The 13584-nt window shown below is 65.3% G+C and carries 13 protein-coding genes; 3 read left to right on the forward strand and 10 right to left on the reverse strand.

What is annotated here, in order from left to right; genetic code table 11:
• Positions 1 to 1053, forward strand: a complete 1053-nt coding sequence (gene holA / locus J2X45_RS09645; protein WP_310214069.1) for a DNA polymerase III subunit delta — start codon at positions 1 to 3, stop codon at positions 1051 to 1053.
• 237 nt (positions 1054 to 1290) lie between these two features.
• Here holA and J2X45_RS09650 read toward each other — a convergent pair whose 3' ends face one another.
• From J2X45_RS09650 to J2X45_RS09675, 6 genes are all read right to left on the reverse strand, one after another.
• Positions 1291 to 2208, reverse strand: coding sequence for a ParB/RepB/Spo0J family partition protein (locus tag J2X45_RS09650; RefSeq protein WP_310214410.1), 918 nt, complete (start codon positions 2206 to 2208; stop codon positions 1291 to 1293).
• Between the two features lie 37 nt (positions 2209 to 2245).
• The gene (locus J2X45_RS09655; protein ID WP_310214070.1) at positions 2246 to 3049 is read right to left on the reverse strand and encodes a ParA family protein; all 804 of its coding nucleotides are present in this window, start codon (positions 3047 to 3049) and stop codon (positions 2246 to 2248) included.
• Positions 3039 to 3689, reverse strand: a complete 651-nt coding sequence (gene rsmG / locus J2X45_RS09660; protein ID WP_310214072.1) for a 16S rRNA (guanine(527)-N(7))-methyltransferase RsmG — start codon at positions 3687 to 3689, stop codon at positions 3039 to 3041. The genes J2X45_RS09655 and rsmG overlap by 11 nt, the downstream gene beginning before the upstream one ends.
• Positions 3679 to 5535 carry a tRNA uridine-5-carboxymethylaminomethyl(34) synthesis enzyme MnmG gene (gene mnmG, locus J2X45_RS09665; RefSeq protein ID WP_310214074.1) on the reverse strand — a complete coding sequence of 619 codons (1857 nt, stop codon included), beginning with the start codon at positions 5533 to 5535 and terminating at the stop codon, positions 3679 to 3681. The genes rsmG and mnmG overlap by 11 nt, the downstream gene beginning before the upstream one ends.
• Positions 5536 to 5705: 170 nt before the next feature.
• Positions 5706 to 7046, reverse strand: coding sequence for a tRNA uridine-5-carboxymethylaminomethyl(34) synthesis GTPase MnmE (mnmE, locus tag J2X45_RS09670; RefSeq protein WP_310214076.1), 1341 nt, complete (start codon positions 7044 to 7046; stop codon positions 5706 to 5708).
• Positions 7047 to 7050: 4 nt separating this feature from the next.
• On the reverse strand, positions 7051 to 7308 hold the full coding sequence (locus J2X45_RS09675; protein WP_310214077.1) for a DUF6489 family protein: 258 nt from the start codon (positions 7306 to 7308) through the stop codon (positions 7051 to 7053).
• 119 nt (positions 7309 to 7427) lie between these two features.
• Here J2X45_RS09675 and J2X45_RS09680 point away from each other — a divergent pair, with 119 nt between their 5' ends.
• Together J2X45_RS09680 and J2X45_RS09685 are read left to right on the forward strand one after the other, a co-directional pair.
• Positions 7428 to 8123: a dienelactone hydrolase family protein gene (locus tag J2X45_RS09680; protein ID WP_310214078.1), complete on the forward strand. Its 696-nt coding sequence runs from the start codon at positions 7428 to 7430 to the stop codon at positions 8121 to 8123.
• The gene (locus J2X45_RS09685; protein WP_310214079.1) at positions 8123 to 9088 is read left to right on the forward strand and encodes a quinone oxidoreductase; all 966 of its coding nucleotides are present in this window, start codon (positions 8123 to 8125) and stop codon (positions 9086 to 9088) included. Before J2X45_RS09680 ends, J2X45_RS09685 begins: the two co-directional genes overlap by 1 nt.
• Before the next feature lie 80 nt (positions 9089 to 9168).
• On the opposite strand, the gene rho is transcribed toward J2X45_RS09685, so the two are convergent.
• The 4 genes from rho to hemE all read right to left on the reverse strand — a co-directional run bounded on the left by rho (position 9169) and on the right by hemE (position 13406).
• Complete coding sequence (gene rho / locus J2X45_RS09690; RefSeq protein ID WP_310214081.1) at positions 9169 to 10602, reverse strand: transcription termination factor Rho; 1434 nt, start codon at positions 10600 to 10602, stop codon at positions 9169 to 9171.
• Between the two features lie 256 nt (positions 10603 to 10858).
• Complete coding sequence (locus tag J2X45_RS09695) at positions 10859 to 11362, reverse strand: CopD family protein (protein ID WP_404980034.1); 504 nt, start codon at positions 11360 to 11362, stop codon at positions 10859 to 10861.
• Positions 11323 to 12366 (reverse strand): ferrochelatase, encoded by a 1044-nt coding sequence (gene hemH / locus J2X45_RS09700; RefSeq protein ID WP_310214085.1) that lies wholly within the window; start codon positions 12364 to 12366, stop codon positions 11323 to 11325. Before hemH ends, J2X45_RS09695 begins: the two co-directional genes overlap by 40 nt.
• Complete coding sequence (gene hemE, locus J2X45_RS09705) at positions 12363 to 13406, reverse strand: uroporphyrinogen decarboxylase (RefSeq protein WP_310214087.1); 1044 nt, start codon at positions 13404 to 13406, stop codon at positions 12363 to 12365. The genes hemH and hemE overlap by 4 nt, the downstream gene beginning before the upstream one ends.
• Positions 13407 to 13584 lie beyond the last annotated feature (178 nt).

Genomic DNA, 13584 nt, shown 5'->3' on the forward strand with positions numbered 1-13584 from the left:
ATGATCCTGTCCAAGCGTCCGGACGTCGAACGCTTCCTCAAGGAGCCGACCCCGGACATCCGGGCCGTGGTGATCTACGGCAAGGATCGGGGCGTGGTGCGTGACCGGGCCAACGCGCTCGCGCGGCGCGTCGTCGAGCGACCGGACGATCCGTTCGACACCGCACAGCTTACCGATGGCGATCTCGACGCCGATCCGGCCAAGCTGGAGGACGAGCTTTCGGCCATGTCGCTGATGGGCGGGCGCCGTTTGGTGCGCCTGCGGCTCTCGGGAGAGAAAGCCGGCCCGGACAAGCAGGCCGCCGAAGCGCTGACCCGGCATGTCGAAGGCCAGCTGAACCCGGACGCCTTCTTTCTGGTCGAAGCGGGCGCCCTGGGTCGAGACTCCCAGCTTCGGAAGGTCGGCGAGAAAGCCAGCGGGTGCGCCGTCATCCCCTGCTACGAGGACGAGGCCGGCGATCTGGCCCGCCTGACGCGCGACACGCTGGCGAATGACAAGGTCAGCCTGAACAGCGAAGCGTTGGAGCTCTTCGTTTCGCGACTGCCCAAGGAGCGCGGCGTCGCCCGCGCCGAGATTGAACGCCTGGCCCTCTATCTGGGCCCGGGCAGCGGCATCAACGCCACAGCCGCGGATCTGACCGACTTTCTCGGCGTGGAGCCGGAAGCGTCGCTCAGCGACGCTGCGGCGGACGCCTTTGGCGGAAAGCTGGGCGCCGCCCAGCAGGCGCTCCGCCGGGCGGCCGCCGAGGGTGAAGGCGGGCCCGCCGCCGTCCGGGCCATGGGCTACTATCTGGGACGCCTTCGGCGCGTCCTCACCCTGCACAAGAATGGCGTCGACCTACAGGCCGCCGCCAAGGCCGCCGGCGTCTTCTGGAAACAGGAGCGCGAATTCCTCCGCCAGGCGCGCGCCTGGAACCTGGAAGCCATCCTCGAGATCCAGGGCGAGATTCTGATCGCCGACCGCGCTTGCAAGACCTCTGGATCCCCGGACCAGCTGATCGCCGAGCGTTTGGCCTTGATGATCGCCGGTCGCGCACGCCGATTGGGCCTTTAGTCAGCGTGAGCGCGTTCAGGCCCGAATTTGGGGCCTTTGCGCCGCTGTGGATGCTTTCCGAGAAAGCCTTATCCGGCAATCGCTTGCGCCCGATATCCTGAGAGGGAGCCCTCGCCTCACGAAAACGGCGCCTCCCCTGCTACGGAAAGGCGCCGCTGCGTGCGCGACAGAGGCGATTTTGAAAGGGTGATTTTGCACCGGAAAACCGGGCGATCGCACCCTTTTGTGTGCGCCTGATCACATTCCGCGCGTCAGTCGGTTGCAGAGGTCATCGAGTTGCTCGAGCGTGGCGTAGGTGATGGTCAGCGTTCCAGTGGCCCCACGATGGTCGATCGAGACATCAAGGCCGAGGACGGAGGACAGATCGGACTCAAGCGCTTGGGTGTCGGTGTCCTTCACGCGCGGCGGCCGCCCGCCCTTGCTTTTCCCTGCGGGACCAGCGTTCGGGGATTTGCGCGCCAGAGCCTCGGTCTCGCGCACCGACAGCCCGCCCTCAATGATCTGCTTGGCCAGAGCAACCGGGTCTGCGGCGGCCGCGATGGCGCGCGCGTGACCGGCCGTCAGCTCGCCGCTGACCAGGTACGACTGGACCTCATCCGGTAGGGCCAGCAGGCGCATGGTGTTGGCCACGTGGCTGCGGCTCTTGCCGATCGTCTGGGCGATGTTCTCCTGGGTGCGCTCGAACTTCTCCATCAGCACCTTGTAGGAAAGCGCCTCTTCCAGGACGTTCAGATCCGCCCGCTGGACGTTCTCGATGATGCCGATCTCCAGCACCGCCAGGTCGTCCAGCTCGCGCACCATGATCGGTACAGTCTTCAGGCCCGCGCGCTGAGCCGCCCGCCAGCGACGCTCACCGGCGACGATCTGGTATTCCCCAGCGGTGTCGGGCGACGGCCGCACCAGGATCGGCTGCAGCACGCCCTTCTCGCGGATCGAGTTGGACAGGTCCTCGAGGTCTTCCTCACGGAAGGTCCGGCGGGGCTGGTCGGGATTGCGCTGCAGAACCTCGATGGGCGCTTCACGTGAGCCGCCCAACTGCTCGCCCGGGGCCTGAGCCGGGGCGGCGTCGACCTCGCCCAGCAAGGCGGAAAGTCCTCGCCCCAGACCACGACGCCCTTCGGACATACCGGGCTCTCCCACCACGACGGACTCCATCACAATCTCAGTCAAGCTACGGTTCTAACGGTTGGGTTCAGGCGGCCTTGGCCTGGCGATCGCGTTCTCGGCTGATCACTTCACGGGCCAGCTTCAGGTAGGCCTGGCTGCCGGCGCATTTGAGGTCGTACAGCAGCACAGGCTTGCCGAACGACGGAGCCTCGGAAACGCGAACATTGCGCGGGATCACCGCGTCATAGACCTTGTCGCCAAAGTGCTCCCGAACGTCCTTGGCGACCTGTTCCGACAAGCTGTTGCGGCGGTCATACATCGTCAGCACAACGCCTTGAATCTCGAGGCGCGGATTGAGGCTTCCGCGCACCCGCTCGATCGTCCGCATCAACTGCGTCAGGCCTTCCAGGGCGAAGAATTCGCACTGAAGCGGAACGAACACCGCGTCGGCGGCGGTCATGGCGTTGACGGTCAGCACGTTGAGCGACGGCGGGCAGTCAATCAGTACGTAGGTATAGGGGCCATTGGCGCGGATCGCCTCCAGCGCGTCGCGCAGCCGGTAGGACCGCCGGGCGGTCTGACCCAGTTCGATCTCCACCCCCGACAGATCAGCGTCGGCAGGTATGACGTCCAGCCCCGGAAGCTCGGTCTTCACGGCCGCGTCGACCACCGGCGCCTCGCCCATCAACACGTCATAGAGCGTGGTGCGACGCTGGGTGCGCCCGATGCCAAGCCCCGTGGAACAGTTGCCTTGCGGATCGGCGTCGATCAGCAGAACGCGCTCGCCGCAGGCGGCCAGGGCGGTGCCCAGATTGATTGCGGTCGTGGTCTTCCCCACCCCGCCCTTCTGATTGGCGATGGCCAGTACGCGGAGAGGATTAACGGACACGGGAAAGCCTCTTCACTTGAACGATGCGGCCCCGAGGGTCGCTTTGACTGGTGCGCAGATCGGCGTCGAACGTCCAGACCTTGCGGGCCTCGGAGAGTTCGGCCTCGACATCCTGCCCTTTCAAGAACAGTCCGACGGCGCCGCTGCGCAGATAAGGCTCGGCGAAGCCGAGCAGCTTCGTCATCGGCGCGCAGGCGCGGGCGGTGACGATATCGACCTTCAGCTTCAGATCCTCGGCCCGGGCGTTGTGGATCTGGACGGGGAGGTCGAGATCCTTGGCCACGACCTCGAGAAAGCGGCAGCGCTTGGTCATCGACTCGACCAGATGCACCTTGGCGCCGGCCCTACCCTTCAGAAGTATGGCCAGGATAACGCCGGGCAGACCCGCGCCGGCGCCCAGATCGGCCCAGGTGACCGCCTCCGGCGCCAGGGGGATCAGCTGGGCGCTGTCCAGGGCGTGACGGGTCCAGTAGGTCGCGATGGTCAGCGGCCCCACCAGGTTCATGACCTCGTTCCATTCGGCCAGCAGTTCCTGGAAGCGCGCCAGGTCTTCGATCTGGGCGTCGGTGGCGCCAACCCGGGCCTGAAAGCCGGCGGCGTCCAGGATGGTTTCAGGTGCAAGGGCGAGATCAGGCTGCACGGCCGCGCCTCACGTGGGCCAGCAGCGCCGTCAGCGCGCCGGGGGTCACGCCCTCGATCCGCGCCGCCTGGCCCAGAGTTAAAGGACGCACGCGCGCCAGCTTCTCGCGCACCTCGTTGGAGAGGCTACCGATGTCGGCATAGTCGAGGTCGGCCGGCAGGCGCAGGTCCTCGTCCCTGCGAAGCGATTCAGCATCGGCCCGCTGGCGATCCAGATAGCCGGCATAGGCGGCCTCGATCTCGATCTGCTCGCGGACATCGGTGTTCCACGTGAAAACCTCGGGCCAGATCCGGCCGAGGTCATCGAGCTTCACATCGGGATAGGCTAGCATGGCGAAGACATCCCGCCGTACGCCATCGCTATTGACCTTGAAGCCCGCCTTCACCGCCTCGTTCGGCGTCAGAGTGACAGAGCGCGCGAACGCCCGGGCAGCCTCGAGACGAGCCTTCTTCTCGGCCCACGCCTTCGCACGCCGCTCGCCAACCACACCCAAGCCGATCCCGCGATCAGTCAGGCGCTGGTCGGCGTTGTCGGCGCGCAGGGTCAGGCGGAACTCGGCCCGGCTCGTGAACATCCGATAGGGTTCTGTGACACCACGGGTGACGAGATCGTCGATCATCACGCCGATATAGGCCTCATCGCGCGCAAAGATCGCGGGCTCGCGACCTTGGACCGCCAAGGCTGCGTTGAGACCGGCGACCAGACCTTGGGCGCCCGCCTCCTCATAGCCCGTCGTGCCGTTGATCTGCCCCGCCAGATACAGGCCCGGCAAGCGCTTGGTCTCAAGGGTCGGATACAGCTCGCGCGGGTCGACATAATCGTACTCGATCGCATAGCCGTAGCGGATGACCTCCACCTGCTCCAGACCAGGGATGGTCCGCAGGAACAGCAGCTGGGTCTCTTCCGAAACCGAGGTCGAGATGCCGTTCGGATAAACGGTGTCGTCGTCCAGGCCCTCGGGTTCGAGGAAGATCTGGTGGCTGGTCTTGTCGGCGAAGCGGACGACCTTGTCCTCGATCGACGGGCAATAGCGCGGACCGACACCCGTGGCGCGGCCGCTATAGACCAGCGACTCACCGATCCGCTCGGCGATGATCCGATGGGTCTCTTCGGTGGTGTAAGTCACGCCGCAGGCGATCTGCGGCACGTCGATCTTGTCGTTCAGGTATGAGAACGGCGTTGGCGTGTCGTCCGCCGCCTGGCTCTCCAGGCGCTCCCAGGCGATGGTCTTGCCGTTGAGACGCGCGGGCGTCCCGGTCTTCAGCCGCGCCATCTGGAAGCCCAGACCATACAGACGGTCGGAAAGACCGATCGCGGGCTGGTCGCCGACCCGGCCCGCCGGGATGCGATCCTCGCCCCGGTGGATGACGCCCTTCAGGAAGGTGCCGGTCGTGAGGATCACGCGCGACGCGCGATAGGCTTGGCCGGCCGCGTCCAACGCGCCAGCCACCTTGCCATCCTCAACAATCAAGTCCTCGGCGGCCGCGGCGATGATCTCGAGGTTTCCCGTGGAAGACAGCTCAGCCTGCATCGCCTCGCGATACAGCCGCCGATCAATCTGAGACCGCGGCCCGCGCACGGCAGGTCCCTTGGAGCGGTTCAGCATCCGGAACTGAATGCCGGCCTTGTCAGCCATCCGTCCCATGACGCCGTCCAGGGCGTCGATCTCGCGGACCAGATGCCCCTTGCCCAGACCGCCGATGGCCGGGTTGCAAGACATTTCGCCGATGGTTTCCAGCTTATGGGTCAGAAGCAGGGTGCGCGCGCCGGTACGCGCCGCAGCGGCCGCCGCCTCGCAGCCGGCGTGACCGCCGCCGATGACAATGACATCCCAAGACTTGGACAAGACGCTCGCCTCAATGCGAACGCCCCCGGGCTTGAGCGGGGGCGCTGGACTCGATCTATACGCCAATCAGGCGAGCGGGTCGATGTGACTCATCGGCGTTTCACGTGAAACACCCCCGCCACAGCTGTGAGCGTGCTGTGGACAATATGGGGGATGTTCCACGTGAAACATCATTTGCCGATACAGAAGGTCGAGAAAACCCGACCCAGCACGTCCTCAGGATCAATGCGTCCTGAGATTTTCTCCAAGGCGCGCGCTGCGAGCCGAACATCCTCGGCGGCAAGCTCAACCTCCAACCCGACGTCGGACAAGGCGCGCTCAAGATAACACTTGGCCTCCACCAGCCGTTCGGCGTGCCTCAGGCGGGTCGCTGCTGGGAACTCGGCGCCCGACAGCGCCTCAGCCACGTGTAAGGCGAGCGCGTTACGAAGGGTGGCGGCGCCCTCCTCGGACTTGCCCGTCAGGCGCAGGACCGAAAGCCCCTGCCCGGCCCACTGATCGGCGGCGGCCGCCAAGTTGGCTGCATCTGCGATGTCGGCTTTGTTGAGGATCAGCCAATCCCCGGCGCGAATAGCGTCCGGACGATGCTCAGCCTGTTTCACGTGAAAACCATCCACGACCCACAGACGCAGATCCGCATCCTCGGCCCAGGCCTTGGCCCGGCGAACGCCCTCGGCCTCGATCGCGTCAGAAGTCTCGCGAAGCCCCGCCGTGTCGCCGAGCAGCACCTTGTAACCGCCGAGCACGAGAGGAACCTCGATCACGTCGCGAGTGGTGCCGGCGACGTCGGTTACAATCGCCGCGTCTCTTTCGGCAAGCCCATTGAGCAGCGTGCTCTTGCCGGCGTTGGGGGCCCCCACAAGCGCGATCCTGAAACCGTCCCGGACACGCCGTCCCCGGGAAACGTCCGAAAGCGCCGCGTCCAGTTCGGCGCTGAGCTGGCGAAGGCCGGGTCGCGCGCGTTCCGCGACTTCCTCCGGAAGATCCTCGTCCGGGAAATCGACCGCGGCCTCGAGCATCGCCAGGGCCTGGACCAGCAAGTCGCGCCAACGGTCATAACGCTGGCTCAGAGCCCCACCCAACTGCCCCAGCGCCTGGCGTCGCTGCGCCTCGGTCTCCGCATCGATCAAATCGGCTACGCCCTCGGCCTGGGCCAGATCCAGCTTGCCGTTCTCGAACGCCCGCCGTGTGAATTCGCCAGGCTCAGCCAGGCGCGCGCCCAGCTCGGCCAGGGCCTTCAGCAACGCCTCCACCACGGCCCGGCCGCCGTGCACGTGAAACTCCGCGCTGTCCTCGCCCGTGTAGCTGGCCGGCCCCTCGAAGCGGAGAACCAGAGCCTCGTCGATAACCACCCCGTCGTGACGCAGCTTGCGCACGGCCGCCTGACGCGGGGCCGGCGGTCGGCCGCAGAGCGCCGTGACAATGTCATGGGATCGCGGGCCGGAAATGCGCACCACGGCGACCGCCGCCCGCCCCGCCGCGGTGGCCAGGGCGAAGATCGTATCCGTCATGGCCTCAGTCGCGCTTTGGAGTCGCGCCGCCGACCGCCGCGCCGGCCGCCGCCGTCATCAGCTTCCGGAAGGATTCCTGGGCGCCCGCCCCGAAAGCCATCCAGTTTTTCATCAGTTCCTCGGGCGCCAGCATCGCCATGTTGGCGTCCATGCGGTTCTGCATCTCCTTGACCAGGTGCTCGTTCAGGGCGCTCACGTCGGGCAGGCCTAGAAAGGCGCGCGCCTCGACCGGTGTGCAGTCAATCTCGATCGTCATCTTCATCAGAGTTCCCTTCGGTCAGGGCACGATTTTGTTATGGGGCAAGCCCGCCGGGTCAGGGTAGAGCGCTTCGGTCGAAAGTCACATTGGTCCTGTGGACCCGAAAGCGACGGAGAGCCCCGATGAGCGAGACCCTCACGATCAACACCGCCGATGGCGCCTTCTCGGCCTATGTGGCGCGCCCGAAGGCGGGCCGCGCCCCAGCCATCGTCGTGATCCAGGAGATCTTTGGCGTCAACAAGGTGATGCGCGACATCTGCGACGGCCTCGCCGCTCAGGGCTTCGTGGCTATCTGTCCGGACCTATTCTGGCGGATCGAGCCCGGTATCGACATCACCGACCAGAGCGAAGCCGAATGGAAGAAGGCTTTTGAACTGTTCAACGCGTTTGACGTGGACGCCGGTGTTTCGGACATCGCCGCGACCATCGCCGCTACGCGCAAGCTGGACGGCGTCAACGGCAAGGTGGGCGCGGTCGGTTATTGCCTGGGGGGCCTACTCGCCTTCCTGACCGCGACCCGCACCGACATCGACGCCGCCGTCTCCTATTACGGCGTCGGGATCGAGAAGCATGTCGGCGAGGCCGAAAAGCTGGCCCGCCCACTGCTGATGCACATCGCCGAGAAGGACCAGTTCGTGCCGCCCGAAGCGCAGCAGTTGATCCTCAACGCCCTGAAGGATCACCCGCAGATCGAGATCCATACCTACGAAGGCCGCGACCACGCCTTCGCCCGCGAGGGCGGCGCCCACTATGACGCGGCTGACGCGGCCAAGGCCAACGGCCGCAGCCTGAGCTTCTTCCAGAAGGCGCTCGCCTAATGCTCGCCATCCAAGCCGTCAGAGCCGGAGGGCCCGAGGTTCTGGAGGTCGTCGATCTGCCCCTGCCCTCGGCTGGTCCCGGTCAGATCCTGGTTCGCCATCACGCCGTCGGTCTGAACTACATCGACACCTACCATCGGTCGGGTCTTTATCCTGTGAAAACCCCGCTGGTGATCGGGCTGGAAGCCGCCGGTGTGGTTGAGGCTGTGGGCGAAGGGGTCAACCGATTTAACTGCGGCGATCGTGTCGCCTACAACGGGACCATGGGCGCGTACGCCGAAGCGGCGGTCGTTCCTGCCGACCGCGCCGTCAAGGTTCCGGACGACGTCAGTCTGGACGTCGCCGCAGCGGCGCTGTTGAAGGGCATGACCGCCGAGTTTCTAGTTCGTCGGTGTTTTCACGTGAAACAAGGCGATTGGGTTCTCGTCCACGCAGCCGCTGGCGGCGTCGGACAGATCCTCGTTCAATGGTGCAAGGCCCTCGGCGCGACGGTGGTCGCTACCGTCGGCTCGGCGGCGAAGGCGGATATCGCCCGCGATCTCGGCGCCGATCATGTAATCAACTACAGCCACGAAGATGTGGCGGCTCGGGTGGCCGAACTCACAGGTGGCCAAGGCGTGGCGGTCGTCTATGACGGCGTCGGCAAGGATACCTGGGAGGCCAGCCTGGCCAGCCTGGCCCGGCGCGGGATGCTGGTGACCTTCGGCAACGCCTCCGGTCCAGCGCCGGCGTTCCCCCCGCTCGCCTTGGCGCCGAAGTCCGCCTTCGTCACCCGGCCAAAGCTGTTCGACTACATCGTGACGACCGAGGAACTGGACGAGAGCGCCGAGGCGCTGTTCTCGGTGCTCGCCTCTGGCGCCGTCAAGATCGACATCGGCCAGACCTTCCCTCTCGCCGAGGCGCGCGCCGCCCACGAAGCTCTGGAGGGGCGTAGGACTGTCGGCGCCACCCTGCTGGTTCCGTAGGGCCTTACCAGTACGACCCAACAAAAAAGGCGCCGGGTAGCACCGGCGCCTTTTCTATTTCGGTATGAGTCTATTTGGACTCAGGTGTTCATCGACTGGAAGAAGTCGCCGTTCGTCTTCGACTGGCGCAGCTTGTCGAGCAGGAACTCGATCGCGTCCGACGCGCCCATCGGGTTGAGGATGCGGCGCAGGACATAGGTCTTCTGCAGCTGGTCGCGCGGCGTGATGAGCTCTTCCTTACGGGTGCCCGACTTGAGCACATCGATGGCCGGGAAGATGCGCTTGTCGGCCACCTTGCGGTCCAGGACGATTTCCGAGTTACCGGTGCCCTTGAACTCTTCGAAGATGACTTCGTCCATCCGGCTGCCGGTATCGATCAGGGCCGTGGCGATGATCGAGAGCGAGCCGCCCTCCTCCACATTCCGCGCCGCGCCGAAGAAGCGCTTGGGACGCTGCAGGGCGTTGGCGTCGACGCCGCCGGTCAGCACCTTGCCTGAGGACGGAACGGTGGTGTTGTAGGCGCGGCCCAGACGGGTGACGGAGTCCAGCAGGATGACAACGTCGCGCTTGTGCTCAACGAGGCGCTTGGCTTTCTCGATGACCATCTCGGCCACCTGGACGTGACGGGTCGCCGGCTCGTCGAAGGTCGAGGCGATCACCTCGCCCTTCACCGTGCGCTGCATGTCGGTGACTTCTTCAGGGCGCTCGTCGATCAGGAGGACGATCAGGTAGCACTCGGGGTGGTTGGTCTCGATCGACTTGGCGATGTTCTGCAGCATCACCGTCTTACCGACGCGCGGCGGGGCGACGATCAGGCAGCGCTGGCCCTTGCCCAGCGGGGCGACGATGTCGATCACGCGGCCCGAGCGATCCTTCACCGTCGGATCGGGCAGCTCCATGTTCAGGCGCTCTTCGGGATAGAGCGGCGTCAGGTTGTCGAAGTGCACCTTGTGGCGCACGTTATCGGGGCTCTCGAAATTGATCTTCGAAACGCTGGTCAGGGCGAAGTAGCGCTCGCCCTCGCGCGGCGACCGGATGGCGCCTTCGACGCTGTCGCCCGTGCGCAGGCCATACTTCCGGATCTGCGACGGCGAGACATAGATGTCGTCCGGACCCGGCAGGTAATTGGCTTCAGGCGAGCGCAGGAAACCGAAGCCGTCCTGCAGCACCTCCATCGTGCCCGACCCCGAAATCTCCACGCCTTCCTCGGCGAGGGTCTTCAGGATCGCGAACATCATGTCCTGCTTGCGCATGGAGTTGGCGTTCTCGACCTCGAAGGTCTCGGCGAACGCCAGCAGGTCGGCCGGGGATTTTTCCTTCAGCTCCTGCAGGGACATGGACTTCAGGCCGAGCGCTGCGACGGCGGCGGCGATGTCGCTGCCTTCGTCGTCGCCCTCGCCTTCCGCTCCGGCGTCGACTGCGGCTTCGGTGGTGACGTCAACCGTATCCGCGACGGTGTCTGCAATGGTCGCCTCTTCGGCGGCCGGGACCTGGTTTTCGGTTTCTTCGGTCATGACAAGACTCAAGAATAGGCGCGGTCCCCACAACGGAGTCCGGCCGATAGAATGGCGATGGTCACATCCGGTGCACCGGATATGCGCGTCTGTTGACGATGACGCGGATCGTTCGGGGAACGGACTTGCGGCGGGATCGCTCGCGGGCGCGCCAGGACGGGCGCCAGTCCGTGGGAGAAGAGGCCCGGCGAGCGCCGAACCGACCGTGGATGCAAACCACGCGGACGGCGGCGGGTCAAGCGCCGCCGCCGAAAGCTCAGTGGTTGAAGTACTTCGTCGTCACCGAGATCACGATGATGATCGCCAGCACGAACGGGATCTCGTTGACCATCCGCCAGAACTTTTCGGAGCGGACATTCTCGCCCTTCTCGAATTTCTTGCGCGAGGCCGACAGGAAACCGTGGAAGCCGTAGAGGCCAACCAGGGCCGTCAGCTTGGCGATCATCCAGGGCTGCAGCAGGAAATCCCACCCTCGGATCTGGCCATCGGCCAGGATCAAGCCCAGGCCAAACACCGCCGTGGCGATCGAGGCCGGATTGATGATGCCCTTCAGGAGACGACGCTCCATCACCTTGAAGGTCTCGTCCATCTGCGACCCGGGCTGCGCCTGGGTGTGGTAGACGAACAGACGGGGCAGATAGAGCATGCCCGCCATGAAGGCGATGACCGCCAGAATGTGCAGACCGCGCACTAGGTTGAAGTGCGCCACCAGGAAATCGGTCACGTCGAAGCTCCTTGCCGGCACGGGCACTTGGACCATTCCGGTCCGCACCGCCAGCCGCAGGCCGAGCTCGTCGTTCCAGGTTTGCTGTCGACGGCTTGCCGGACAGCCTTCGCAAGACCGTCGATGAAGGCCGGCGCCGTGCCCAGGGCCGCGACTCGCAGATAGGGCGCCGCGCCGACCTCTTCGGCCAGTTCGGCATATTCGTGATCCAGCTCGACCAGGGTCTCGACATGTTCGGAGACGAAGGCGATCGGGGTGATCATGACCCCCTTGCCTTCCCCGCCGGCGCGGCGGATCTCGTCATCGGTGGAGGGTCCGATCCACTTCAGCGGTCCGACGCGGCTCTGGTAGCAGACGGTCCATTCGATCTGCGCCGGCAGAAGCGCGGCGACCGCCGCGGCCGTGGCCTCGACCTGCTTCTGGTAGGGATCGCCGGCCAGGATGACCTTTTCAGGAAGACCGTGAGCCGAGAACAGCAAACGGATGTTGGTCGGCGACCCGGCCTTTTCCCAGGTTTCGCGGATCATTCGCGCATGGGCTTCGATCAGACCCGTCTCGGTCGGATAGCAGCCCACCGTCGTCTGAACGCCTGAGCCCTTGTAAGCCTTCTTCCACGCCTTCAGCGATGAACCCGTCGTGGTCGTCGAGAACTGCGGGTACAGCGGGAGCAGAACCACCTGGTCGGGCGCGAAGTCCGCTACCTGACGCGCGGTCTCGCCGGTCAGCGGATGCCAGTAGCGCATGGCGATGAAGCACTTGGCTTCGACGCCCGGCATCGAAACCGCCAAGGCGGCTTCGAGGGCGCTGGCCTGCTTTTCCGTTTCGGGCAGCAAGGGCGAGCCTCCGCCCATGATGGCGTAGTTGGCCTTGGCGGACTTCTCGCGCGTGGTCGAGATCAAGGCCGCCAGCGGATAGCGGATCGGCGCCGGCGCCCCGATGATCGCGGGATCACGGAAGAGGTTGAACAGAAATGGCCGGACGGCGTCAGGGCCATCGGGCCCGCCGAGATTGAAGAGAACGACGGCGAGCTTCTGCGTCACTGGCCCACCTTCTGTCCCGTCACCCGCTCAAGCACCGCCTCGACATGCGCAATCGGCGTGTCGGGAAGAATGCCATGGCCGAGGTTGAAGATATAAGGGCCGTTGTTCCACTGCTCGAGCATTTCATCGACCCGTTTGAGCAAGGCGTCTCCGCCGGCGCGGAGCAAAAGTGGATCCAGCGCGCCCTGAATGGTCTTGGTCTTCTGAATCGTCTTTCCCAGCTTCGCGGAAGCTGAGGTGTCCAGCGCCACGCCTTGCACCGGCGTCTTGTCGGCGTAGTCCTCGACCAAGGTCCCAGCGCCACGCGGAAAACCGATAATCGGGACCGTGACACCGCGCGCCCGAAGGCCCTCGACGATGCGGATATGCGGCTGCGTAACCAGTCGGTCAAAGAGCGGCTCCGACAAGCCCTCGGCCCAGCTCTCGAAAAGCTTCAACGCCTGAGCGCCAGCGTCGACCTGCATGGCCAGGTAATCGATCGTGGCGTCGACCAGCACCTGGATCAGCGCGTCCAGCGTCTCGGCGTTCTGATAGGCGAAGGTCCGCGCGCCGCTACGGTCGCTGGATCCCTTTTCGATCATATAGGTCGCCACGGTCCAGGGCGCCCCGGCGAACCCGATCAGGGCCTTATCCGGATCCAGCGCTGAGCGAACCCGGGTCAGCGTCTCCCCGACGAGCGAAAGGGCCTTACCCGCCTCCCCGGCTCTCTCAGCCATGGACTCCACAGACGGCATATCACCCAGCTTCGGCCCCTCGCCGGCCTCGAACCAGACCTTCTGGCCCAAAGCGCCCGGGATCAGCAGGATGTCTGCGAAAACAATCGACGCGTCGAACGGAAACCGACGCATGGGCTGCAAGGTGACTTCGGCGGCCTTCTCAGGATCAAAGCAAAAGCTGATGAAGTCCGGCGCTGTCGCGCGCACCGCGCGATACTCCGGCAGGTACCGGCCCGCCTGACGCATGAACCACACCGGAGGGTTCGCATGGGCCTCGCCTTGCAGCGCGGAGAGAAATTTCGGGGTCTGTGCGGGAGACGTCATGGCTGGCGTTAAAGCCCGGCGCGGGCTTCGGCTCAAGCCCGGACGTCCCTTAAGATCTTTCTAACATATCTTAATAAGAAATTAAGATTGAAGGAGGGAGCGGAAGGGCAACTGCAAAGTGGGGAAAACGCCTGAGAGGCGAGTGACTCGCACACCCCGTCCCGCGTTTCCCCCAGCC

The sequence above is a fragment of the Caulobacter sp. BE264 genome (assembly GCF_031457805.1).
GTDB lineage: Bacteria > Pseudomonadota > Alphaproteobacteria > Caulobacterales > Caulobacteraceae > Caulobacter.